The sequence below is a fragment of the Pseudoxanthomonas sp. 68-E7 genome, from assembly GCF_057773145.1.
This window is the reverse complement of record NZ_JBYMTI010000002.1, coordinates 397,118-422,812: the sequence shown is the minus strand read 5'-3', so window position 1 is coordinate 422,812 and position 25,695 is coordinate 397,118. Positions and strand designations below refer to the sequence as shown.

12 protein-coding genes are annotated in these 25,695 nt (G+C 68.6%); 10 read left to right on the top strand and 2 right to left on the bottom strand.

Going from position 1 to position 25,695, the window contains the following annotated elements; genetic code table 11:
* Window positions 1-49: 49 nt before the first annotated feature.
* Window positions 50-1,252 (bottom strand): amino acid aminotransferase, encoded by a 1,203-nt coding sequence (locus tag AC3DE2_RS06445; protein WP_488425525.1) that lies wholly within the window; start codon window positions 1,250-1,252, stop codon window positions 50-52.
* 215 nt (window positions 1,253-1,467) lie between these two features.
* Between AC3DE2_RS06445 and AC3DE2_RS06440 the strand changes: the two genes are divergently transcribed.
* The 10 genes from AC3DE2_RS06440 (at window position 1,468) to pbpC (ending at window position 24,931) form a co-directional block, all read left to right on the top strand.
* Window positions 1,468-4,371: a DUF748 domain-containing protein gene (locus AC3DE2_RS06440; RefSeq protein ID WP_488425524.1), complete on the top strand. Its 2,904-nt coding sequence runs from the start codon at window positions 1,468-1,470 to the stop codon at window positions 4,369-4,371.
* A gap of 176 nt (window positions 4,372-4,547) precedes the next feature.
* Complete coding sequence (gene smc / locus AC3DE2_RS06435) at window positions 4,548-8,051, top strand: chromosome segregation protein SMC (protein ID WP_488425523.1); 3,504 nt, start codon at window positions 4,548-4,550, stop codon at window positions 8,049-8,051.
* A 38-nt stretch (window positions 8,052-8,089) separates the two neighbouring features.
* Window positions 8,090-8,824: a cell division protein ZipA gene (zipA, locus tag AC3DE2_RS06430; protein WP_295377629.1), complete on the top strand. Its 735-nt coding sequence runs from the start codon at window positions 8,090-8,092 to the stop codon at window positions 8,822-8,824.
* Window positions 8,825-8,981: 157 nt separating this feature from the next.
* Window positions 8,982-11,357: an NAD-dependent DNA ligase LigA gene (ligA, locus tag AC3DE2_RS06425; protein ID WP_488425522.1), complete on the top strand. Its 2,376-nt coding sequence runs from the start codon at window positions 8,982-8,984 to the stop codon at window positions 11,355-11,357.
* Window positions 11,354-12,322, top strand: coding sequence for an EF-P lysine aminoacylase EpmA (gene epmA / locus AC3DE2_RS06420; RefSeq protein ID WP_488425521.1), 969 nt, complete (start codon window positions 11,354-11,356; stop codon window positions 12,320-12,322). Before ligA ends, epmA begins: the two co-directional genes overlap by 4 nt.
* 113 nt (window positions 12,323-12,435) lie before the next feature.
* Window positions 12,436-13,224: a DUF3011 domain-containing protein gene (locus AC3DE2_RS06415; protein WP_488425520.1), complete on the top strand. Its 789-nt coding sequence runs from the start codon at window positions 12,436-12,438 to the stop codon at window positions 13,222-13,224.
* Window positions 13,225-13,296: 72 nt separating this feature from the next.
* A complete protein-coding gene (gene mtnA, locus AC3DE2_RS06410) occupies window positions 13,297-14,352 on the top strand; it encodes an S-methyl-5-thioribose-1-phosphate isomerase (protein WP_488425519.1) in 1,056 nt (351 codons plus the stop codon).
* 288 nt (window positions 14,353-14,640) lie between these two features.
* The gene (gene gyrA, locus AC3DE2_RS06405) at window positions 14,641-17,337 is read left to right on the top strand and encodes a DNA gyrase subunit A (protein ID WP_488425518.1); all 2,697 of its coding nucleotides are present in this window, start codon (window positions 14,641-14,643) and stop codon (window positions 17,335-17,337) included.
* A gap of 129 nt (window positions 17,338-17,466) precedes the next feature.
* Window positions 17,467-22,398, top strand: a complete 4,932-nt coding sequence (locus AC3DE2_RS06400; protein WP_488425517.1) for an alpha-2-macroglobulin family protein — start codon at window positions 17,467-17,469, stop codon at window positions 22,396-22,398.
* 190 nt (window positions 22,399-22,588) lie between these two features.
* Window positions 22,589-24,931, top strand: coding sequence for a penicillin-binding protein 1C (pbpC, locus tag AC3DE2_RS06395; RefSeq protein WP_488425765.1), 2,343 nt, complete (start codon window positions 22,589-22,591; stop codon window positions 24,929-24,931).
* Window positions 24,932-24,990: 59 nt separating this feature from the next.
* Here the strand turns inward: pbpC and AC3DE2_RS06390 are convergent, their stop codons facing one another.
* On the bottom strand, window positions 24,991-25,665 hold the full coding sequence (locus AC3DE2_RS06390) for a hypothetical protein (protein WP_488425516.1): 675 nt from the start codon (window positions 25,663-25,665) through the stop codon (window positions 24,991-24,993).
* Between the last annotated feature and the right edge of the window lie 30 nt (window positions 25,666-25,695).

Here is a 25,695-nt window from a genome sequence, read left to right as displayed (position 1 = left end):
GGGTTTTGGCCCATCACCCTTGAAACATCGCAGGCCGGTTCACACCGGCTCAGCCGCGGCTCACCGCGTAGACGGCCTCGGCCACCTTGCCGATGTTCTGGCTGTTGAGCGCGGCCACGCAGATGCGGCCGGTGCCGATGGCGTAGATCGCATATTCCTCGCGCAGGCGATCGACCTGGGCCGTGCTCAGGCCCGAGTACGAGAACATGCCGGCCTGCTGCTGGATGAAGCCGAACTCCGGCGCGCCCAGCGCCGCCAGCCTGGACACCAGTCCCGCGCGCAGGGTGTGGATGCGCTCGCGCATGCCGCCCAGTTCCTGCTCCCAGCGCGCGCGCAGCTCGTCGCTGCCGAGCACGCCGGACACCAGCGCGCCGCCATGGGTGGCGGGGCTGGAATAGTTGGAGCGGATGGTGCGCTTGATGTGCGACTGCACGCGCCTGGCCTCGTCGCGATCGGCCGAGACGATCGACAGCGCGCCCACGCGCTCGCCATACAGCGAGAACGACTTGGAATACGAGCTGGCGACCACGAACGCCGGGATCCCGGAATCGGCGAACAGGCGGATCGCGGTGGCATCGGCGTCGGTGCCCTGGTCGAAACCCTGGTAGGCGATGTCGATGAAGGGCAGCAGGCCGCGTTCCTTTACCAGATCCACCACCTGTGCCCACTGCGCGGCGGTCAGGTCGACGCCGGTCGGGTTGTGGCAGCAGGCGTGCAGCAGCACCACGGTGCCTGGCTCCAGCGCGCCCAGGTCTTCCAGCATGCCGGTGAAGTCCAGGCCGTGCGTGGCCGGGTCGTAGTAGCGGTAGTCGCTGACCTCGAAGCCGGCGGTGCCGAACACCACGCGGTGGTTTTCCCAGCTCGGGCTGCTGATGGCGATCTTCGCCTGCGGCAGCGCGCGCTTGAGGAAGTCGGCGCCGATGCGCAGGGCGCCGCTGCCGCCGATGGTCTGCGCGGTGACCACGCGACCGGCTTCGAGCGCGGCCGAACCGGCGCCGAACAGCAGTTTCTGGGTGGCCAGGTTGTAGCCCGGCAGGCCGTCGATGGGCAGGTAGCCGCGCGGTTTGGCTTCCGCGGCCAGCGCCTGTTCGATCTCGCGGACCGTGTCGAGCAGGGGAATGCGGCCCTGTTCGTCGTAGTAGATGCCAACGCCCAGATTGACCTTGCCGGGGCGGGGATCGGCGTTGTAGGCCTCGGTCATTCCCAGGATCGGATCGCCCGGGACCAGTTCGACGGATGCAAAGAGAGACACGGCGGTGTGACCAGTTGGTGAGGGAGGAAGGGACAGCGAACAAACTCCCGGATCCTAACAGGCCGGTGCCGCTCGTGCGGTCGCGTGGAGGCTGGCACGCGGGTCATGGGGCGCGTTAATGTGAGCACTCCGACGATTGGCCCGTTCGCCGGCCCCGTCGTCCCGCTCCACCCGGCATCCGCCGCGCGGGAGCTGGCGCCACCAAGGAGCAGGTCATGCTGGGCTGGATCCGTCGTCGATTGCCCTGGGTCATCGCCCTGCCGCTGCTCGCGGTGGGGGTGTACGCACTGGCGGGTTTCTGGTGGCTGCCGCGTTTCGCCCGGTCCGAGGCCACCGACTATGTCCGCGACGAACTGGGCAAATCGCTGCGCATGGGCGAACTGCGGTTCAACCCGTTCACCTTCCGCGCCGAGGCGAACGCGCTCGCCATCGAAGAGCCATCGCCCAAGGCCGGACAGAAGCCGCTGGTCGGCCTGCGCCGGCTGGTCGTCGATTTCCAGATCTCTTCGTTGTGGCAGGGTGCCTGGACCTTCCGCGACGTGACCCTGGAAGGGCCCTACGTGCAGGCGGTGGTGCGGCCGGACGGTTCGCTCAACCTCGCCGATCTGGTACCCCGCAAGCAGGACGACAGCCCGCCGCCGGAGGTCTTGATCGAGCACCTCGCCGTCGCCGATGGCGTGGTCGATTTCGCCGATCACAGCCGGCGCCTGCAGCCCAGCAAGCGGCTGGCACCCCTGCGTTTCGAGCTGCGTGATTTCCGCACCACGTCCGGCAACGGCAAAGGCGGCGGCTTCCATCTGGCGGCCAGTGGCGATCAGGGGGAACGGTTCGACTGGCGTGGCCAGCTTTCGCTGCGCCCGTTCGCCTCTTTCGGCACTCTGGCCGCGGCGAACCTGGAAGTGGACACGGCGTACGCCTTCCTCAGCGAAGCGCTGCCGTTCGCGCTGCACGGTGGCCGTTTCGATGTCGCCGGCGAGTACCGTTTCGCCGCCGGAACCACAGCCGGCACGCTGCTGGAGGCGAGCCTGTCGCGCGCGCAGGCCAACGGCGTCGGCGTGCGGGTCCGCGACGAAGCCCGCGACACCGCCACCCTGGGGCGGGTGGCGCTGGAAGGCGCGCGGTTCTCGCTGGGCAAGCGCGAGGTCATCGCCACCGCCCTGCGCGTGGACGGACTGCGCACCGCGCTGACCCGCGAGGCGAACGGCACGCTCAGCCTGCAACGCCTGTTTCCGGCCACGCCCGCCGCATCGCCACCGCCATCGGCTTCACCGCCGGACCCCGCGCCCGCGTGGCGATTCAGCCTGGGCGAGGTCGCGGTGCAAGACGCCGAGGTGGAGGTGCAGGACCGGGCGGTGCGACCGGCCGGCCGCTTCCATCTTCAGGGGCTGTCCGCCAGCGCCCGCGACATCAGTCTGGACATGGCCCGGCCGGTGCCGCTGCGGGCCAGCGCCACCGTCAACGGCAAGACCCGCCTGGCCCTGGAAGGCGAAGTGGTGCCGGCCAGCGCCGCCGCCCGCCTGCGACTGGATCTGGCCGGCCTGCCGCTGCGCGACGTGCTGGCCTACCTGCCGGACTTTCCCGCCCTGGAACTGCGCTCCGGCACCCTCAGCGCGAACGGCGATCTGAGCGTGCCGGGGACCGGCGAGGCGGGCGCCGCGCTGGCGTTCACCGGCGCCGGTCGCATCGATGGCTTCTCGCTGCTGGAGCGTGCGGGCAAGCGGCAGGTCATGGCCTGGGACCAGGTCGACGTCAGCGGCCTGCGCTATGCGCAGGCGCCGGATCGCCTGCAGATCGCCCGCGTCCTGATGCGCAGGCCGTTCGCGATCGTGGCAATCGAACCGGATGGCACCGTCAACCTGAGCCGGCTGTTCGCCACCCCCGCGTCCGCGCCGGCGAAGGCAAGCGGGCCGGCGATGACCATCCGGGTGGAGGATCTGCAGATCGAGAACGGCACCATGGCCTTCGCCGACACCTCGATGGATCCCGGTTTCCGCGCCGACATCGCCGCCCTGCGCGGGCATGTCCGCGGACTCTCCACCGCCGCGTCCGCGCAGGCCCGGGTGGACCTGCACGGGCAGGTGGTCAACCGTTTCTCACCGGTGGACATCACCGGCACGCTCAATCCGTTCGCCTACGACGAACGCACCGATCTGAAGATGAGCTTCCGCAACATCGATCTGCCCATCTTCAATCCGTACTCCGGCCGGTTCGCCGGCTACGCCATCGCCAAGGGCAAGCTGAGCACCGAACTGCATTACCAAATCGACCACCGCAAGCTGGAGGCGGCCCACCATGTGGTGCTGGACCAGTTGGAGTGGGGCGAGGCGACCGAGAGCAAGGAGAAGGTCTCGCTGCCGATCCGGCTGGCGACCTCGCTGCTGAAGAACCGCCAGGGCGTGATCGATCTGGACCTGCCGGTCAACGGCTCGCTCGACGATCCCACCTTCCGGATGTGGCCGATCGTCTGGCAGATCCTGAAGAACATCCTGGTCAAGGCGGTGACCGCGCCGTTCGACTTCATCGGTTCGCTGTTCAAGGGCGCGGAGCAGGCCCGCTATGTCGACTTCGCCGCCGGTTCCAGCGAGCTTGGCGAGTCCGCGCGCGCCAGCCTGTCCGCGCTGGCCAAGGCGCTGGGCGAACGGCCCGCACTGCGCCTGGACATTCCGGCCGGCACGGCGCCGGACGGGGAGGCCGACGCCATCGCGGCGCAGCGGCTGGATGCCGCCGTGCTGGCCGCGCGCGAGGGTGAACCGATCGCGCTCGCGGCGCTGGAGCCGGGGGACCAGCGGGATCTGCTGGAAGGGCTTTATCGCCAGCAACTGGGTCGCAAGCCGGACATTCCGGAGACCGCGGAGAAAGCCGGGCAGGAAGACCCCGACCGCAAGGCGCGCAAGGCCGCGCGCCAGGCGGCCGACGTGGCCTGGCTGCGCCAGGCGCTGCTGCCCCGTTTCCGGCCCGGCGCCGACGAACTGGCCGCGCTGGGACGGTCGCGCGCCAATGCCGTGCAGGAGGCCCTGCTGGCCGGCGGGGAGGTGGATCCGACCCGGGTGTTCATCGACGCGGCCAAGGGGCCGGCGGCGCATGAAGGCGGAGTGCGGCTGGAGCTGGGCCTGGAGTAAGGCCGGGGCCTGCGGTCCCGCGTCGGGCCGGGGCCCGTTATACTCATCGGTCAATGCCGCAAGAGCAGTATTGGATTGCCATATAAATCAAATATTTGGCGATTCAACCTCATCCAGTCCAACAATTTGGCAGCGCACCGGCCGGCCGGTCGCGACGCCCGGAAAACCATCGCCGCATGCGCCTTTCGACCATCAAGCTGTCCGGTTTCAAGTCCTTCGTCGATCCGACCACCTTGCACCTGCCCACCAACATGACCGGCGTGGTCGGTCCCAACGGTTGCGGCAAGTCCAACATCATCGACGCGGTGCGCTGGGTAATGGGCGAAAGCTCCGCCAGCCGCCTGCGCGGCGATTCGCTGACCGACGTGATCTTCTCCGGCAGTTCGGCCCGCAAGCCGGTTTCGCAGGCCACGGTCGAGCTGATCTTCGACAACAGCGATCACACCATCGCCGGCGAATTCGCCGCGTTCAACGAAATCTCGGTCAAGCGCCAGGTCAGCCGCGACGGCCAGAGCAACTACTACCTCAACGGCACCAAGTGCCGTCGTCGCGACATCACCGATCTGTTCCTGGGCACCGGCCTGGGGCCGCGCAGCTATTCGATCATCGAGCAGGGCATGATCAGCCAGATCATCGAGGCCCGCCCCGAGGACCTGCGCGTGTACCTGGAGGAAGCCGCCGGCATCTCCAAGTACAAGGAACGCCGCAAGGAAACCGAGACCCGCATCCGCCACACCCGCGAGAACCTGGATCGCCTGAACGATCTGCGCGAGGAAATCGGCAAGCAGCTGGAGCACCTCAAGCGCCAGGCCAAGCAGGCCGAGCAGTACCAGGCCCTGCAGGAAGAGCGCCGGATCAAGGACGCCGAATGGAAGGCGCTGGAGTTCCGCGGCCTGGATCTGCAACTGCAGGGCCTGCGCGAGAAGCTCTCGCAGGAAGAAACCCGCCTGCAGCAGTTGATCGCCGAACAGCGCGAGGCCGAGCGCAACATCGAGACCGATCGCCTGCGCCGCGAGGAAGCCGCCGAGGGTCTCAACAAGGCCCAGGGCGAGGTCTACCAGGTCGGCAGCACGCTGGCCCGGCTGGAACAGCAGATGCAGCACCAGCGCGATCTGGCCGAGCGCCTGAAGAAGGCGCGCGACGAGGCGCACAACGCGCTGCAGGAACTGGGCCAGCACATCAGCGGCGACGAGACCAAGTTGAATGTCCTGCGCGAGAGCGTGGAGGAAGCCGAGCCACGACTGGCGCAGTTGCAGGAAGAGGATCTGTTCAAGCAGGACGCCCTGCGCGACGCCGAGACCCGGCTGTCGGACTGGCAGCAGCGCTGGGAAACCCATTCGCGCGAGTCGGCCGAAGCCGCCCGCGCCGGCGAGGTCGAACGCACCCGCGTCGACTACCTGGATCGGCAGGCGCTGGAGACCGAGCGCCGCCGCGAGAACCTGGCCGCCGAGCGTGCCGGGCTGGACCTGGACGCGCTGGCCGAAGCCTTCGAGCAGTTGCAGATCCAGCACGACACCCAGAAGGAATCGCTGGAGTCCCTGAGCGAGCAGGTCGAGTCGCGCAAGCAGTCGGCCGCATCGGTGCAGGAACAGCAGCGCGCCTCGCAGACCGAACTGTCGGAGGTGCGCAAGCGCGCCCAGGAAGCCCGTGGCCGCCTGTCCTCGCTGGAAACCCTGCAACATGCCGCGCTGGGCCAGGAGCAGGGCGCGGCGATGAGCTGGCTGAAGGCGCGCGGACTGGATTCGGCCGCGCGCGTGGGCGAGCGGCTGACCGTCGAGCCGGGCTGGGAAAACGCGGTCGAGGGCGCGCTGGGACAACTGATTGAAGGCGTGCTGGTGGATGCGCCGGAATCGCTGGTCGACGCCCTGGGCGAACTGGGCGAAGGCCGCATCGCGCTGGTGTCCGACGCGCAGGCCGACTTCAACGTCGCGCCGACATCGCTGGCCGCGCGGGTGCAGGGACCGGCGGCGGTGCGCCGCCTGCTGGCGCGCCTGCACGTGGCCGAGGATCTGACCGAGGCGCGCCGCCTGCAGGCGCAACTGGGCGAAGGCGATTCGGTGATCACCCGCAGCGGCGAGCGCCTGGGCGCCGGCTGGGTGCGGGTGCTGCGCTCCGGCGCGGCCAAGCAGGGCGCGCTGCTGCGCGAACGCGAAATCCAGGGCCTGCGCACCGAAATCGAAACGCTGCAGACCCGCGAAGCCGAGCTGGAAGAACGCCTGGCCAACCTGCGCGACCAATTGCTCGCCGCCGAGCAGCAGCGCGAGGATGCGCAGCGCGCGCTGTACCTGGCGCATCGCGGCGTGTCCGAACTGGCCGGCCAGTTGCAGAGCCAGCAGGGCCGGGTCGAATCGACCCGCCAGCGCATCGACAAGATCGATCAGGAAATCGCCCAGTTGGTGGAAACCCTGGACAACAGCCGCGAGCAGGCCCGCGAGGCGCGCATGCGGCTGGAGGAAGCGGTCACCGCGATGGGCGATCTGGAATCGGCGCGGCAAGCGCTGGAATCCGAGCGCCGGCAACTGGTGGAAGCGCGCGATCTGGCCCGCGAAGCGGCGCGCGCCTCCCGCGACGCCACCCATGCGCTGGCACTGACGCTGGAATCCCAGCGCACCCAGATCGTCTCCCTGAGCCAGGCGCTGGATCGCATGGGTGGCCAGCGCGGCCAGCTCGATTCGCGGCTGGAGGAATTGACCCTGCAGCTCAGCGAGGGCGATTCGCCGGTGCAGGAACTGGAGGCCCAGCGCCAGGCCGCGCTGGAAGAACGCGTCAACGCCGATCGCCGGCTGGCCGAGGCACGCTCGGTGCTGGAAGGCATCGACAACGAGTTGCGCCAGTACGAGCAGACCCGCCACCAGCGCGACGAGGCCGCATTGGCCCAGCGCGAGCGGATCTCCCAGCGCAAGCTGGACCAGCAGGCGCTGGCGTTGAAGTCCGAACAGCTTTCGCAGGGCATCGTCGCTGCCGGCTTCGTGGTCGAGGACGTCATCAACACCCTGCCCGAAGTGGCCGACGCCCGCGAGTGGGAGCAGGCCGTCACCCAGATCGATTCGCGCATGCGCCGGCTGGAGCCGGTCAACCTGGCCGCGATTCACGAATACGGCGAGGCCTCGCAGCGCGCCGAGTACCTGGAAGCCCAGCATGTTGATCTGACCACCGCGCTGGAGACCCTGGAAGAGGCGATCCGCAAGATCGATCGCGAGACCCGCGGTCGTTTCAAGGACACTTTCGACCGCGTCAATGCCGGCGTGCAGGCGCTGTATCCGCGCCTGTTCGGCGGTGGCCATGCCTATCTGGAACTGACCGGCGAGGATCTGCTCGATACCGGCGTGGCGATCATGGCGCGTCCGCCCGGCAAGCGCGTCTCCAACATTTCGCTGCTGTCCGGCGGTGAGAAGGCGATGACAGCGGTCGCGCTGGTATTCGCGATCTTCCAGCTCAATCCCGCGCCGTTCTGCCTGCTGGACGAGGTGGACGCGCCGCTGGACGAGGCCAACGTCGGCCGCTTCACCAACATGGTGAAGGAGATGAGTGAGAAGGTGCAGTTCCTGTTCGTCAGCCACAACAAGGCGACCATGGAAGCCGCGCACCAGCTCAGTGGCGTTACCATGCGTGAACCGGGCGTCAGCCGACTGGTGTCGGTCGACCTGGATGAAGCGGCACGCCTGGCTGGCGCGGCCTGACCCTGGACCCTTGAACGAACCCTGGCGGAGAACACGACGTGTCCGACATGGCAATGCTCCGAATCGGCATCCTGATCGCAGGCGCCATCCTGATCGCGGCGATCATCTTCTTCGGCCGCCCCAAGAAGCCCAGCCAGGGCCGGCGGCTGGAACCCAGCGAACGTGACAACGCCCGCGTCGAACCGAGCCTGGCCACCGACGAGGCGGCCTACGAAACCGACAGCGACTACTCCGGCGAGGAGGTCACCCAGCCCGAGCTCGGCCTGGCCGGCGGCACGCCCACCGCGGCCGACAGCCACCTGGGCAAGCGGGTCAGCCAGGACTTCGACAAGATCGTCTCGCTGTACGTCGCGGCGCGCGCCGGCCAGGTGCTGCGCGGCGAGGACATCGTGGTCGCGGCGGAAAAGACCGGCCTGATCTTCGGCCACATGAACGTGTTCCACCGCCTGATCGAGGGCCATCCCGAACGCGGCCCGATCTTCAGCATGGCCAACATCATGCAGCCGGGCAGTTTCGACATGGCCAACATCCGCGAGATGGAAACCCCGGCCATCGCGTTCTTCCTGACCCTGCCGGCGCCGGTGAGCGCGCTGGAAGCCTGGGAAAAACTGCTGCCCAACGTCGAGCGCATGGCCGAACTGCTCAACGGCGTGGTCCTGGACGACAGCCGCAACACCCTGGGCCGCCAGCGCATCCAGCATATCCGCGAAGAACTGCGCGCCTACGATCGCCAGCACGAGGCGCCGCCGCTGACCAAGCCGCCGCGCTGGTAATCGGCCGGGCGGCGACCGCCGTCCCGCCAGGCCATGCCGGGCAGCGTCGGGCCGTTCTTGCCGGAGCCACCACCGTTCGCCTGCTCCTCCGGATCGGCAATGGGGGGGGCCGCTTTGAACACGCCGGCTTTGCGGCCGGCCGCCTTAGAATCCCGCCATGACCGCACCCACACCCGCCGATCGCGCCATCGCGCTGCGTCGCCAACTGGACGACGCCAATTATCGCTACCACGTGCTCGACGAGCCGAACATCCCGGACGCCGAGTACGACCGCCTGCTGCGCGAACTGGATGAACTGGAAGCGGCCAATCCGGACCTGATCACCCCGGACTCGCCGACCCAGCGGGTCGGCAACGCGCCCTCGGCACGGTTCGCCGAAGTCCGTCACGCGATTCCGATGCTGTCGCTGGGCAATGCCTTCACCCTGGAAGATCCCGAGCCCGGCCAGGACCCTTACCAGGAGGTCAGGGATTTCGCCCGCCGCATCGCCGAGAAGCTCAAGCGGCCGCACCTGTTCTTCTCGGTCGAACCCAAGCTGGACGGGCTGGCGATCAGCCTCCGCTACGAGGACGGCGTGTTCGTGCAGGGCGCGACCCGCGGCGATGGCGCGACCGGCGAGGACGTCACCGCCAACCTGCGCACCATCAAGGCCATTCCGATGCGCCTGCGCGGCAAGGGCTGGCCGCGGGTACTGGAAGTGCGCGGCGAGGTCTACATGCCGCTGGCCGCGTTCCGCGCCTACAACGAGCGCGCGCTGAAGGAGGGCGGCAAGGTATTGGCCAATCCGCGCAACGGCGCGGCCGGATCACTGCGGCAACTGGATCCGCGGATGACCGCGCAGCGTCCGCTGGCGTTCTACGCCTACGCGGTCGGGCTGGTCGAGGGCGGCGATCTGCCGGAAACGCATTCGCAGACCCTGGCGCGCCTGCGCGACTGGGGCTTTCCGGTCAGCGCGGAAAACCGCGTGGTCGACGGCGTCGACGGCCTGCTCGACTACTACCGCGACATCGGCGCGCGGCGCGATACGCTGCCGTTCGACATCGACGGTGTGGTCTACAAGCTGGACGACTATGAAGGCCAGCGCGAGATGGGCTTCGTCTCGCGCGCGCCGCGCTGGGCCATCGCCCACAAGTTCCCGGCGCAGGAACAGATGACGGTGCTGGAATCGATCGAGGTCAACGTCGGCCGTACCGGCGCGGTCACGCCATGGGCGCTGATGCAGCCGGTCCAGGTCGGCGGGGTCACCGTCACCCGGGCCACCCTGCACAACGCCGACCAGATCGCGCGGCTGGACGTGCGCAACGGCGATACCGTGATCGTCCGCCGCGCCGGCGACGTGATCCCGGAAGTGGTGCGCGTGGTCATGGAGCGTCGCCCGCCCGGCACGCAACCCTGGTCGATGCCGACCCGCTGCCCGGTGTGCGGTTCGGAGGTGGTGCGCGAGGAAGGCGAGGCGGTCTGGCGCTGCTCCGGTGAACTGACCTGCGCGGCCCAGCGCAAGGAAGCCATCGGCCATTTCGCCTCGCGTCGCGCAATGGACATCGAAGGCCTGGGCGAGCGCTACGTCGAAGTGCTCAGCGATCTGGGCTATGTCACCTCGGTGGCCGACCTGTATCGGCTCACGGTCGAAGACTTGCTGGAAATGAAACGACGCGCCGACGAGCGCGACGGCACCACGCCGGAAACGGTGAAGGCGGGCAAGGTCGCGACCAAGTGGGCCGACAACCTGATCGAGGCCATCGATCGCAGCCGCACCACCACCCTGGAGCGGTTCCTGTTCGCGCTCGGTATCCAACATGTCGGCGAAAGCACCGCCAAGGCGCTGGCCCAATGGTTCGGCGATCTGGAACTCATCCGGCGCATGCCGTGGCCGCTGTTCAAGCGCGTGCCCGACATCGGCGGGGAAGTCGCGCGCTCGCTGGGCCATTTCTTCGACCAGCCCGGCAACCAGCAGGTGATTGACGATCTGCTGGCGCGTGGCGTCACCCTCACCGACGCGCACCCGCCGCAGCCGAAACTGCGCGCGGATCTGGGCATGGCGTCGTTGCTGGTGGACCTGGAGATTCCCAAGGTTACCCGCGTGCGCGCCGAGCAACTGGCCGCCGCCTTTCCGCGCGTGAAAACACTGGTGGACGCACCCGCGCACCAGTTCGTCAGCGCCGGCCTGCCGTCCGAATCCGCCAACGCGCTGGCAACCTGGCTGGAAGTGCCGGAGCACGCGAAGCTGCTGGCGCACGCCGGGCAGATGGTGGAGCACCTGCTGGCGATCACGCCGGAGGGCGAGGCGGTGCCGGCCGGTCCGCTGGAGGGCAAGACCGTCGTGCTGACCGGCGGCCTGGCGGCGATGAGCCGTGACGAAGCCGGCGGGAAACTCGAAGCACTGGGTGCGAAGGTCGCCGGCAGCGTGTCGAAGAAGACCAGCCTGGTGGTGGCCGGCGAGGCCGCCGGTTCCAAGCTGGCCAAGGCGCAGGAACTGGGCATCGAGATCTGGGACGAGGCACAGCTGCTGGCCTTCCTGGCGAAACACGCATGAACTGGCAACCCTCGGCGTCGTTCGAGGCGATCCGCCTGCGTGCCCGCCTGAATGCCACCGTGCGCGCGTTCTTCGCCACGCGCGAAGTGCTGGAAGTGGAGACGCCGGTGATGTCGCAGGCCGGCAACACCGATCCCAACATCGCCTCGTTCTCGCTGGAATTCGGCGGTCATGTCGACGCCGGCCCGCGCCGTCGCTGGCTGCGTACCTCGCCGGAGTTCCCGCTCAAGCGGTTGCTGGCGGCAGGCCTGGGCGACTGCTACGAACTGGGCCGGGTGTTCCGCGATGGCGAGGCCGGCGGACGCCACAATCCCGAGTTCACCATGCTCGAGTGGTACCGGGTGGGCTGGGATCACCAGCGCCTGATCGACGAGTGCGCGGATCTGCTGCGCGACTGCCTGGCCCTGGTGGGCCGCGGGGCGCGGCTGCGCCGGGTGGCCTATCGGGATCTGTATCGCGGCATGCTCGGCATCGATCCGATGCTGGATGCGATCGACGTCCTGCGCAACGCGCTCGGCGACGTGCGTGTCGATCCCGAGGGGCTGGAGCGCGACGACTGGCTGGACCTGCTGATGACCCATCGCCTGCAGCCGGCCTTCGCCGACGATCAACTGCTGGCGCTGTACGACTATCCCGCCTCGCAATGCGCGCTGGCGCGGGTGCGTGCGGACGATGTGCCCGTGGCCGAGCGTTTCGAGATCTATCTCGGTCCGCTGGAACTGGCCAACGGCTATCACGAGCTGGCCGATGCCCAGGAGCAGTCGCGCCGTTTCCATCGCGATGTCGAGGTGCGCAAGGCGCGCGGCGGGCCCGCGCCCGCCGTCGATGCGCGCCTGCTGGCGGCGTTGGCGGCGGGGTTCCCGGACTGCGCGGGCGTGGCCCTTGGCGTGGATCGCCTGTTGATGGCGATGCTCGGAACCCCGCGCATCGCCGACGTGCTGGGCTTCGATTTCGCGCGAGCCTGAGCGGCGGCCAAACGTTCATGGACGCCCCAAGGAAAGGAAACGGTTTCTTGGGTTCACATTCATGATGACCGGGTAGATTCTTCCGTAACACCACTCACACGGATGGCCGCGCCATGAAGTTCACCACGACGTACGTCATGCATCGGATGTTGCCGTTGTTGTCGTTCCTGTCCCTGGGCTTCGTGGCTGCGACCGCCGTCGCCGCGCCGCAGGATCGCGGCTACTATCCGGGCAACGGTTATGGTCAGGTCGTCCGCTGCGAGTCCCGGGATGGCAAGTATCGTCATTGCCAGGCGGATACCCGCGGTGGCGTCGAGCTGATCCGTGGCCTGTCCCGCACCTACTGCACCGAGGGACGCAACTGGGGTTGGGACCGCAACGGCGTCTGGGTCACCGGCGGTTGCCGCGCCGAGTTCCGTACCCGAGGCGGCGGCGGTGGCTGGGGGAATGGTGGCTGGAACGGTGGCGGCTGGAATGGCGGCAGCCAGATCGTGCGCTGCGATTCCAACGACGAACGCCATCGCAACTGCCCGATTCCGCGCGGAGGCCATGTCCGCCTGCACCGGCAGATTTCCAGGACCCGCTGCACCGAAGGTTACAACTGGGGCCGCGAGCGCGATCAGATCTGGGTGTCGGGCGGCTGCCGCGCCGAGTTCGAGGTGGGCGGACGCGGCGGCGGCTGGAACGGCAACAACGGCGGGGGCTGGGGCGGCCACGACCGCGTCGTGCGCTGCGACTCCAACGACAACCGCACCCGCCGCTGCGATGCCTACGTCCGGCGCGGCGCCCGGCTGGAGCGGCAGATTTCCAAGTCGCCCTGCATCGAAGGCCGCAGCTGGGGCTGGGACCGCAACGGAATCTGGGTGAGTGGTGGTTGCCGCGGTGAGTTCAGCGTCTGGTGATGACCACCGTCACCGCGGTCGAAAACAAGCCCCGCCCGCGCGGGGCTTTTTTCCGCCCGTTACAATGACGCGATGAACGACGCCTTCGACTACGCCCGCTACGACCGCATCCGTCCGATCCGCTGGACCGGTGACGCCCTGGAACTGCTGGACCAGCGCAAGCTGCCGTTCGTGGTCGAGTACCTGACCTGCGCGACCAGTGACGAGGTCGCCGCCGCCATCCACGCACTGGCCGTGCGCGGGGCGCCGGCCATCGGCATCTCCGCCGCCTGGGGCGTGGTGCTGGCGGCGCGCGCGGTCGAGGCCGCCGATGGCACGCAGGCCTCCATCGCCCTGGAGCCCGCACTGCAGCGGCTCAATGCGGCCCGTCCGACCGCGGTCAACCTGGCCTGGGCGCTGGCGCGCATGCGCGCCGCCCTGCACGGCACGGGCGCGGACTGGCGCGCGGTGCTCGAACACGAGGCTCAGGCGATCGCCGACGAGGACCTGGCCGCCAACCGCCACATGGGCGAGCTGGGCGCGGCCCTGATCGCGGCCGGCAGCGGCGTGCTGACCCATTGCAACACCGGTTCGCTGGCGACCGCCGGCTTCGGCACCGCGCTGGGCGTGATCCGCGCCGGCGTGGCGCAGGGCCGCATCGGCCGCGTGTTCGCCGGCGAGACCCGGCCCTGGCAGCAGGGCGCGCGGCTGACCGCCTGGGAACTGCAGCAGGACGGCATCCCGGCCACCCTGATCGCCGATTCGGCCGCCTCGCACCTGCTCAAGACCGGGGCCGTGCAGTGGGTGGTGGTAGGCGCGGATCGCATCTGCGCCAATGGCGACACCGCCAACAAGATCGGCACCTACCAGCTGGCCATCGCCGCCCGCCACCACGGCGCGCGCTTCATGGTGGTGGCGCCGTCGTCCACGGTGGACATGGCGACACCGGATGGCGAGGCCATCGAAATCGAGGAACGCGATCCGGGCGAACTGCTGGGCATCGGCGGGGTCCGCACGGTGGCCGAGGGCATCGCCGCCTGGAACCCGGTGTTCGACGTCACCCCGGCCAGCCTGATCGACGCCATCGTCACCGAGAAGGGCGTGGTGGAGTCGCCGACCGTGGCGAAGATGAAGGCCGCGTTCGGCTGAATCCCGACCCTTCGCCGGGGCGCCTGGAGGCGTCCGCGCGGGCTCGGCCAGCGCCTGGCCCGGCCGTTGCCCGGGCAGCGCGCGCACGTGACGAAGCCGCCCCGGCGGGAACCCCGCGCGGGGCGCTAACTGCTTGTTTCCGAGGCTGAAAACCGGGCGGAAAAGTCCCGTCTGTGGTACACTCCGCAGGTTGTAAAAACCTGCCTGAAACCCCGCCCGCGCTAGCGTTGCCGGCTCCGTCCCGGCAGGCCGGTTTCGGCTCGAAAAACCTGAGAATACGGAACCCGAATGGCTGATCTCGCCAAGGAAATCATCCCCGTCAACCTCGAAGACGAGATGCGCAAGAGCTACCTCGACTACGCCATGAGCGTGATCGTGGGACGCGCCCTCCCGGACGTCCGGGATGGCCTGAAGCCGGTGCATCGACGCGTGTTGTACGCGATGAACGAACTGGGCGCGCACAGCAACAAGCCGTACTACAAGTCGGCGCGTATCGTCGGTGACGTGATCGGTAAGTTCCACCCGCACGGCGATCAGTCGGTCTACGACACGCTGGTGCGCATGGCCCAACCGTTCTCGCTGCGCTACCTGCTGGTGGACGGACAGGGCAACTTCGGTTCGGTCGACGGCGACAGCGCGGCGGCGATGCGCTACACCGAGGCGCGCATGTCGCGCCTGACCCACGAACTGATGGCGGACATCGACAAGGAAACCGTCGACTTCCAGCCCAACTACGACGAGAAGGAACTGGAGCCGACGGTCATGCCGACCCGGTTCCCGAACCTGCTGGTCAACGGCTCGGCCGGCATCGCGGTCGGCATGGCCACCAACATCCCGCCGCACAACCTGTCGGAAGTGATCGACGGCCTGATCGCGCTGATCAACGATCCCGAGATCGACGTCGACGGCCTGATGCAGTACATCCCCGGCCCGGACTTTCCGACCGCGGGCATCATCAACGGCACCGCCGGCATCATCGCCGGCTACCGTACCGGCCGTGGTCGCGTGCGCATGCGCGCGAAGGCCGACATCGAGGTCGATGATCGCACCGGCCGCGAGGCCATCATCGTCACCGAGATTCCCTACCAGGTGAACAAGGCGCGGTTGATCGAGAAGATCGCCGAGCTGGTGAAAGAGAAGAAGCTGGAAGGCATCAGCGAGTTGCGCGACGAGTCCGACAAGGACGGCATGCGCATCTACATCGAGGTCAAGCGCGGCGAATCGGCCGAGGTCGTGCTCAACAACCTCTATTCGCAGACGCCGATGGAGTCGGTGTTCGGCATCAACATGGTGGCGCTGGTGGACGGCCGTCCGCAGCTGCTCAACCTGAAGCAGATGCTGGAAGCGTTCGTGCGTCACCGCCGCGAGGTGGTGACCCGCCGCACCATCTTCGAACTGCGCAAGGCGCGTGCCCGCGCCCACATCCTGGAAGGCCTGACGGTCGCGCTCGCCAACATCGACGAGATGATCGAGCTGATCAAGACCTCGGCCAACCCGCAGGAAGCCCGCGAGCGCATGCTGGCCAAGACCTGGCAGCCCGGCTTGGTCGGCGCGCTGCTGTCGGCCGCCGGCGCCGAGGCCTCGCGCCCGGATGACCTGCCCAAGGGCGTGGGCCTGGTCAACGGCGCCTACCAGCTGACCGACGTGCAGGCCACCCAGATCCTGGAGATGCGCCTGCATCGCCTGACCGGTCTGGAACAGGAAAAGCTGACCGAGGAATACAAGGAACTGCTGGAGGTCATCGCCGGCCTGATCCGCATCCTGGAAAACCCGGACGTGCTGCTGCAGGTCATCCGCGACGAACTGCTGAACGTCAAGGCCGAATTCGGCGACGCGCGCCGCAGCGAAATCCGCCACAGCGAAGAAGACCTGGACATCCTCGATCTGATCGCCCCGGAAGACGTGGTGGTCACCCTGTCGCACGCCGGCTACGCCAAGCGCCAGCCGGTCAGCGCCTACCGCGCCCAGCGTCGCGGTGGCCGTGGCCGCAGCGCGGCGGCGACCAAGGAAGAGGATTTCATCGACCAGCTGTGGCTGGTCAATACCCACGATACCCTGCTGACCTTCACCAGCAGCGGCAAGGTGTTCTGGCTGCCCGTGCACCAGTTGCCGGAAGCCGGCTCCAGCGCCCGCGGCCGTCCGATCATCAACTGGATCCCGCTGGAGGAAGGCGAGAAGGTCCAGGCGGTGTTGCCGGTGCGTGCCTACGAGGAAGGCCGCTATGTGTTCTTCGCCACCCGCAGCGGCACGGTCAAGAAGACCCCGCTGACCGAGTTCGCCTTCCGCCTGGCGCGCGGCAAGATCGCCATCAGCCTGGACGAGGGCGACGCGCTGATCGGCGTGGCCCTGACCGACGGCGGCAACGACGTGCTGCTGTTCGCCTCCAACGGCAAGACCGTGCGTTTCGCCGAGGACAAGGTGCGCTCGATGGGCCGCACCGCCGCCGGCGTGCGTGGCATCCGCCTGGCCGAGGGCGAGGAAGTGGTCAGCCTGATCGTGTCCGAATCCGCCGGTGGCGTGGACGAAGGCGAAGACGAGGGCGCCGAGGACGTGGCCGAGGCCAGCGAGGAGGCGGTGGTGGAAGCCGGCGCCGACGACGCCGGCATGGCCTACATCCTGACCGCCACCGAGAACGGCTACGGCAAGCGCACCCCGCTGGCCGAGTACCCGCGCAAGGGCCGTGGCACCCAGGGCGTCATCGGCATCCAGACCAGCGAGCGCAACGGCAAGCTGATCGGCGCGGTGCTGCTGCGCGCCGGCGACGAGGTCCTGCTGATTTCCGACGGCGGTACCCTGGTGCGTACCCGCGCTTCGGAAATCTCGCGGGTGGGCCGCAATACCCAGGGCGTGACCCTGATGCGCCTGTCCGAAGGCGAGGTGCTGCAGGCGGTCGAACGCCTGGATGCCTCGCTGGACGAAGACGAAGAGGGCGATGTCGACGCCGCCGAATCCGGCGAGACCATCGCACCGCCACCGCAGGCCTGAGGCCTGTCCGGCGACACAGTGAAAAACCCCGGCCCGCGCCGGGGTTTTTCTTTTCCGGTGTTTTCACGGCGCTGACCCCAAAGCCTCGCGGTCCGCGTTCTATACTGCCGCCAAGACCGGATCAGGGACATGCACATGGAATCGTTGGCTCCTTCCTTCCGCGGCGCGCGCGCTTTCTGGGCGCGCGCGTTCTTTGTGGGCTTGCTGGCGCTGGGCGCGCTCGGCGGCTGCAAGCGCAACGACACCGGGCAGTTGCCCGAAGCCAGCGGCGAGGCGGTGCAGGCGCAGCGGCAGGAAGTGGTCGGCTTCGGCCTGGTCAGCGCCTATCCGGATCAGCATGACGGCAGCCTGGCGATCGCGTTGGAGTTCAGTCGTCCGCTGGTGAGTTCGCAGGACTTCGACCAGTTGCTGGCCGTGGCCGGCGCCAACGGCGAAACGGTCAAGGGCAGCTGGGTGCTGGACGACAAGGGCAGGATCCTGCGCTTTCCGTCGGTGGAGGCGGCCAAGGATTACGACGTGAACGTGCGCGCTGACCTGCTGGCCGCCGATGGCAGCCGCCTGGGCAAGGCGCTCAAGCAGCGCGTGCACACCGGTGAACTGGATCCCGCCGTCGGTTTCGCCTCGCAGGGCAGCGTGCTGCCGGCGCGCGAGAGCCGCGGATTGCCGGTGGTCTCGATCAACGTCAAGGAAGTGGACGTCGAGTTCCTGCGGGTCAACGAGAAATCGCTGCCGAAGTTCTTCTCCGAATACCAGCGTGGCGGCCGCCGCGGCAGCTGGGACCTGGACAGCGACTACGGCGACAACACCCCGATCGGGCAGTTGGCCGAGCCGGTCTACGTCAACCGCTTCCTGCTCGGCGGCAAGCCCAACGAACGGTTGCTGACCTACCTGCCGATCCAGGACATCAAGGAGCTGCAGGAACCGGGGCTCTACTTTGCGGTGATGAAGCGCACCGGCAAGTTCTCCGGCGATTTCGAGACCGCGTTCTTCACCGTCAGCGACCTGGGCCTGCATACGCGCGCCTACAAGGATCAGCTGTTCGTCCATACCGCCTCGCTCCGCGACGGCGCGGCCGTGGGCGGGGTCGAACTGCGCGTGCTGGACGCCAAGGGCGAGACCTTCCTGACCGGCAAGACCGACAGCAACGGCAACGCCTTGCTGAAGTACACGCTGGATGCCGGCCACGTGCTAATCGCCCGGCGTGGCCAGGACGTCTCGATGCTGCCGTTCAACCAGCCGGCGCTGGATCTGTCCGAATTCGCGGTGGCCGGGCGCGAGCAGGCCTGGTTCGACGTGTTCGCCTGGTCGGGGCGAGACCTCTACCGCCCCGGCGAGACGGTCAGGCTGTCCGCGCTGCTGCGTGATTTCGATGGCCGGCCGGTCAAGGCGCAGCCGATCTTCCTGCGCCTGAAACAGCCGGACGGCAAGACCTTCCGCGAGACCCGCCTGCAACCGGGCGAGCAGGGCTATTTCAACTTCGAACAGGTCATCCCGCAGGAAGCGCCGACCGGCCGCTGGCAGGTCGAGTTCCGCACCGATCCGGCCAGCAAGGAAGCCGTGCAGGGCATGACCCTGCGCATCGAGGAATTCCTGCCGGAACGGATGAAGCTGGATCTGGATACCGCGCAGGCCACGCTCGCGCCGGGACAGCCGCTGCAGCTGCAGGCCACGGCCGCCTATCTCTACGGCGCGCCGGCCGCGGGCAACCGTTTCACCGCGCGCCTGTCGGTGGCGGTGGAACAGCATCCGGTCGAGGCGCTGCCGGGTTACTTCTTCGGTGATCCGACGGTGGAATTGCCGAAGGAAGCCAAGGACGTCATCGATACGTCATTCGACGACAAGGGCGTCCACCGCGAGGCCATCGCGCTGCCGGCCGAGGCCAAGCCGGTGACGCCGATCGCGGCGGTGGTTTCGGGTAGCGTCTACGAGACCGGCGGCCGTACCGTCACCCGCACGCTCAAGCGGGTGATGTGGCCGGCCAGCGCGCTGGTCGGCGTGCGCCCGCTTTTCGACGACAAGGACGGCGCCGACGCCAACAGCAATGCCGGCTTCGAGGTCATGCGGGTCGACGCGGCCGGCAAGCCGCAGCCCGGCAAGGGCCTGAAGGTCACGTTGGTGCGCGAGCATCGCGATTACCACTGGAACTACGACGAAGACGGCGGCTGGGACTACGACTTCACCCGTCGCTTCGAGAACCTGGAGACCAAGGTGATCGATGCTGGGGCCAGCGCCACGCGCATCGACTATCCGGTGGAGTGGGGCGAATACCGGTTGGATGTGTTCGATCCGGCCTCCGGCCTGACCACTCGCTATCCGTTCCGCGCCGGCTGGAGCTGGGATGACCAGAACCGCGGCCTGGACGCGCGCCCCGACAAGGTGAAGCTGGCGCTGGACAAGACCGGCTACAAGGCCGGCGACACCCTGCAGGTGACCCTGACCCCGCCGCATCCGGGCAAGGGCCTGCTGATGGTCGAGGCCGATCGCATGCTGTACGTGCAGGAGATCGACGCCAAGCCCGGCAGCCGCTTCTCGATTCCGGTCACCCAGGAGTGGGAACGGCACGATGTCTACATCACCGCGCTGGTGTTCCGCGGCGGTTCCGCGCCCAGCAAGATCACCCCGGCGCGCGCGGTCGGCGTGGCCCACGTGCCGATGGATCGCAAGGCGCGCCGCGTCGCCGTCGGCCTGGCCGTGCCCAAGCAGATGCGGCCCGAGCAGGAGCTGCCGGTCACCGTCAGCGTGCCGGAACTGGCCGGCAAGGCCGCGCACGTCACCGTCTCGGCGGTGGACGTGGGCATCCTCAACATCACCCGCTTCCCGGTGCCGGATGCCAACGCGCAGTTCTTCGCCCAGCGCCGTCTTGGCGTGGACGCCTATGACATCTACGGACGCGTGATCGAAAGCTTCGAGGGCGGCAGCGCCAAGATGCGGTTCGGCGGCGACATGGCGCTGGCCGCGTTGCCGCAGGCCAAACGGCCGACCTCGCGGGTGCAGACGGTGGACCTGTTCGCCGGGCCGGTGAAGCTGGATGCCCAGGGCAATGCGCGCATCCGCCTGAAGGTGCCGGATTTCAACGGCACCCTGCGGGTATCGGCGCTGGTGTACGCGGACGAGCGCTACGGCAACCGCGATCGCGAGACGCTGGTGCGCGCGCCGATCGTCGCCGAAGCCAGCCTGCCACGCGTGCTGGCGCCGGGGGACCGCAGCATGGTGACCCTGGACGTGCAGAACTTCACCGGCAAGCCGGGCGAGTTCAGCGTGCGGGTGGACGGAGAAGGCCCGCTGTCGATCGGCGAATCCGCGCGCAGCGCGAAACTGGCGAGCGACGCCAAGACCACGCTGAGCTTCCCGATCACCGCCGGCGAGGGCTACTCCACCGCCAAGGTCCGGGTGCGCGTCGACGGCAACGGCTTCAAGGTGGATCGCCGCTACGACCTGCCGGTGCGCGCCGGCTGGCCGTCGGTGCTGCGTTCGCGCACGCTGGTGCTGGACAGCCTGGCGCCGGTGGAAATGGGCGCGGGGCTGGCCGATGGCCTGATGGCCGGCTCGGTCAATGCCCGCATGCTGGTCAGCGCGCTGCCGCCGATTCCGTTCGCCAGCGCATTGCAGGGCGCGCTCGAGTATCCCTATGGCTGCGCCGAACAGACCACCAGCAAGGGCTACGCGGCGCTGGAACTGGACGATGCGACCGCCAAGTCATTGGGCGTCGGTGGGCTGGATGCGAAGAAGCGCCGCGAACGGATGGAAGGCGCGTTCGGCCGGCTGGCTTCGATGCAGGTGGCCAACGGCCACTTCTCGATGTGGGGCGATGACGGTTACGTCAATCCGGGCCTGACCCCGTACGTGGTCGAGTTCCTGCTGGATGCGCGCGAAGGCGGCTTCGCGGTGCCGGACGCCGTCCTGCAGAAAGCGCTCAACCGCCTCAACGAGGATCTGCTGGCCGGTGGCGCGCAGTTCTATGGCTACTCGCAGCGCGATCACCTGAAGTTCGCCAACCAGGCCTACGCCGGCTACGCGCTGGCGCGGGTCAACCGCGCCCCGCTGGGTACCCTGCGCGCGTTGTACGACAACGAGCGCAACAAGAGCCTGACCGGCCTGCCGCTGGTGCACCTGGGCCTGGCGCTGTCGCTGCAGGGCGACAAGACGCGCGGCGCCAAGGCGATCGCCGAGGGCTTCGCCAAGACCGGCGATCGACCGGACTACCTCGGCGATTACGGCACGCGCCTGCGTGACGATGCGCTGATGATCGCGCTGGTGCACGAGCGCAAGCTGTCCAAGCCGGAATACGACCGTCGCGCGGTCTCGCTGGGCCGCGAACTGGACGCCCGCCGCAACAGCGGCTGGCTGTGGCTGAGCACGCAGGAACAGGTCGCGCTGGCACGCCTGGGCAAGGCGTTGATGGTGGATCAGAAGAAGCTGGTTTCCGGTACCTGGAGCCTGGGCGGCGAAAGCGAGACCGTTGCGCCGGGCAAGCTGTTCGGCCGCAGCCTCGACCACGCGGCGCTGGCGCGCGGTGCGCGCTTCGTCCCGGAAGGCCAGCCGCCGCTGTACGCCAGCCTGGACGTGAGCGGCGTCCCGCGCACGCCGCCGGCGGCCGACGAACGCCAGATCGGCATCGAGCGGCGCTACTACACCACCGACGGCAAGGAGTGGAATGGCGGCACGCTGAAGGAAGGCGAGGCACTGATCGTGCGGGTCAGCATCACCCCGCACGTGACCATGCCGGACGCGCTGTTCACCGACCTGCTGCCAGCCGGCCTGGAAATCGAGAACTTCAACCTGGGCGACGCCAAGCAGTGGGCCGACGTGGTGGTCGACGGCATCAACGTCAGCGATCGCGGCAGTGCCGCGGACGTGAAGCACGAGGAGTTCCGCGACGATCGCTACGTGGCCGCGTTGAAACTGGACAGCGGCGACACCGCCAAGGTGTTCTATCTGGTGCGCGCGGTCACCCCGGGCACCTATACGGTGCCGCCGCCGCTGGTCGAGGACATGTACCGGCCCGACATCCGCGGCGTCGGCCGCTCGAAGGTGGGCACGATCACCGTCGTGCAGCCGTAGGGCGGGAGTCGGGCATGGGGAATCGGGAATCGGTGCACGCCGGTTCCCTTCTTCCGGATGCGGGAGGAGGGCCGCGCCACGGAATGCGTGGCGGGTCGCGCGGGAACCGTCCGCCTGGCGGCGATGGTGCGAAGGGAGCGCGCGGGTGAGCGGAGGGGAGCATTCCCGCTGGAGACGCGCGGGCCGCCGCCTGCGCGGGCTCCGTTGGCCCGCGCTGCTGCGCTGGGGGGCGGTCGTGGTGCTGTCCTTGCTGCTGGTGCTGGACCTGCTGTTTCCGCCGCCGCTGCCGAAGGCGCGCGACACCAGCACCCTGGTGGTCGCCGGCGATGGCACGCCGCTGCGCGCGTTCGCCGATCGCGAAGGTGTCTGGCGCTATCCGGCCAGCCCCGAAAGCGTGTCGCCGCTGTACCTGGATGCGCTGCTGAACTACGAGGACCGCTGGTTCTGGAAGCACCCGGGGGTCAACCCGTGGGCGATGCTGCGCGCCGGCGGCCAGTGGCTGCGGCGCGGCCGGATCGTGTCCGGCGGCTCCACCCTGACCATGCAGGTCGCGCGTATCCTCGATCCGCACACGCGCACGCCCTGGGGCAAACTCAAGCAGTTGCTGCGCGCGCTGCAACTGGAAGCGCACCTGTCCAAGCGCGAAATCCTGTCGCTGTATCTGGAGCGTGCGCCGTTCGGCGGCACCATCGAGGGCGTGGAAGCGGCCAGTTGGGCTTATCTCGGCAAACCGGCAACGCGGCTGTCGCAGGCCGAGGCCGCGCTGCTGGCGGTGTTGCCGCAGTCACCCAGCCGGCTGCGGCCGGATCGCCACCCCGACGCCGCGCGCGCGGCACGCGACAAGGTGCTGGCGCGGATGGTCGCGCTGGGCGTGTGGACACCGGCGCAGGTGGAGGAGGCGCGGATCGAGCCGGTGGTCGCGCGTTCGCTGCAACCGCCGCTGTCGGCGGCACTGCTTGCCGAACGCCTGCGCCAGCGGCAACCGGGCGCCGCGCGCATCGAATCGACCGTCGACGCGGATCTGCAACGCACGCTGGAAGAGCGGGTGGCGGCCTATTTCTCGCAGCTGCCGGCGCGCACCTCGGCGGCCCTGCTGGTGGTCGACAACGCCAGCATGGAAGCGCGCGCCTACGTGGGCTCGGTGACGTTCGGCGACAAGGACCGTCTCGGCCACGTGGACATGGTGCAGGCCTGGCGCTCGCCGGGGTCGACGCTCAAACCGTTCCTGTATGGATTGGCGCTGGACGACGGCCTCATCCATTCCGAGAGCCTGCTGGTGGACGCGCCGCAGTCGTTCGGAGGGTACCGTCCGGGCAATTTCGATGCGGCCTTCAACGGCCCGATCGGCGCGGCGGAGGCGTTGCGCCTGTCGCTCAACGTGCCGGCGGTGGATCTGCTGGATCGGGTCGGGCCGGCACGCTTTTCCGCGCGCCTGGCCAACGGCGGCATCAACCTGAAGTATCCGCGCGGCGCCTCGCCGAACCTGGCGCTGATTCTCGGCGGGACCGGCGCGCGGCTGGAGGATCTGGTGGGCGCTTTCGCCGCGTTCAATCGCGGCGGACTGGCGGGGCGGGTGCGCTACACGCCGCAGGACCGGCGCGAGGATCGCCGGCTGGTGTCACCGGGCGCGGCCTGGATCGTCCGCGAGATCCTGGAATCGCATCCGCGCCCGGGCTACGGGCAGGGTGCGTTCGACACCGCGATGCGTCCGCGCGTGGCCTGGAAAACCGGGACGAGCTACGGTTTCCGCGATGCGTGGGCGCTGGGCAGCACCCGCCGCCATACGGTGGGCGTGTGGGTGGGGCGACCGGACGGAACGCCGCTGCCCGGTCAGTACGGCGCGGTCACCGCGTTGCCGCTGATGTTCGAGATCATCGACAGCCTGCCGCGTGCGCGCGGCGATGCCGCCGCGCAGCCACCGCCGCCCACCGTGGCGGAAGCCGAAATCTGCTGGCCGCTGGGATTGCCGCCGGACGCCGACGCGCCGGAATTGTGCCAGCGCCGGATGAAGGCATGGACACTCGATGGCGCGGTTCCGCCCACGCTGGCCGAACGCGATGCGCGCCGCTGGAGCGCCGGCGCGGAGACGTTCGACGTGGATGCGACCACCGGCCAGCGACTTTCCGCCGAATGCGGGCGGCCACACATCGCGCAGACACGGCGCATCGCCCGCTGGCCAGCGCTGGCGTCCCCCTGGCTGGGCGCGCAGGCCCGCGCGCAATCGCGGCTGCCGCCGCTGTCACCGGATTGCGTGGATGACGGGCGCGACGCGACGGAAGAATTGCGCATCGACGGCATCAACGATCGCGCCACCCTGGCGCGCGCGCCAGGCAGCGAACATGGCGTGCGACTGCAACTGCGCGCGCTGGGCACGGAAGCGCGGGTGCAGTGGTTGCTGGATGGAAAGTGGATTGCGGAAACCCAGGGCGCGCGCACGTTCGTGCGCGATTTCGACGAGCCCGGCCCGCACACGCTGACGGCGTTGGCCGACAGCGGCGCGTGGACGCGGGTGGGGTTCAACATCCTGCGCTAGCAACTGCATTGGGTAGGGGTAATCGATTTCGTTCCGATCCACCGGGCTGCATTTCGGCCTTATTTCAGCGTGAATACTTCGCCCAATGTGGCCGCTCCGGGAGCGATGGCATGCAACGCCACACCCAACGCAAAAGAACACAGAAACGCTATCACGAAGGGCCAGCCGGTATGCCGCAAGGTCGTGTAGAGCCAGTCCTCGGAAGGCATGCGCCTCAGCCTGCTGTACAGTCCGGTGGACAGGACGGCATCGAGGGCCAGTTCCGACAACAACGCGGGAGAGCTCCAGACCACCCAGACGAGAGCGACCAGCACGCCTGCCAGGATGCCCAGCACGGGCAGGATCCAGGCATGCTCGATATCAAGGCTCGCATCCGAAATTGACACATCGGCCGCCTGAATGTCGAGCTGCGGCACCATGTCCATATCCGCCGCATTCGTTGCCGAGGGCGCTTCGAACCGCGCACTGGCTCCGGCACCCCCGGAACTGCCGCCCCCACCCCCCCAGTCTGGGGTATCGGGGCCTGTTTCGCGGGATGGCACGCCGGGGCCTCCGAAGCCGGAGACATCCATCTCACGTGATAGGCGCCACAGCCAGATCAGCGCCAGGAACACCAGATAGGCGATGCCGACGCAGATGGGATAGCGCAGCCACATGGCGTCCATGCCGGCGACGCTCAACAATACCGAGGCCAGGAAGCCAGAGACCGCCGTGACCGCGACGATGACTGACATCTGCAGACGCGGGGCGAAAACCCGCGCGGC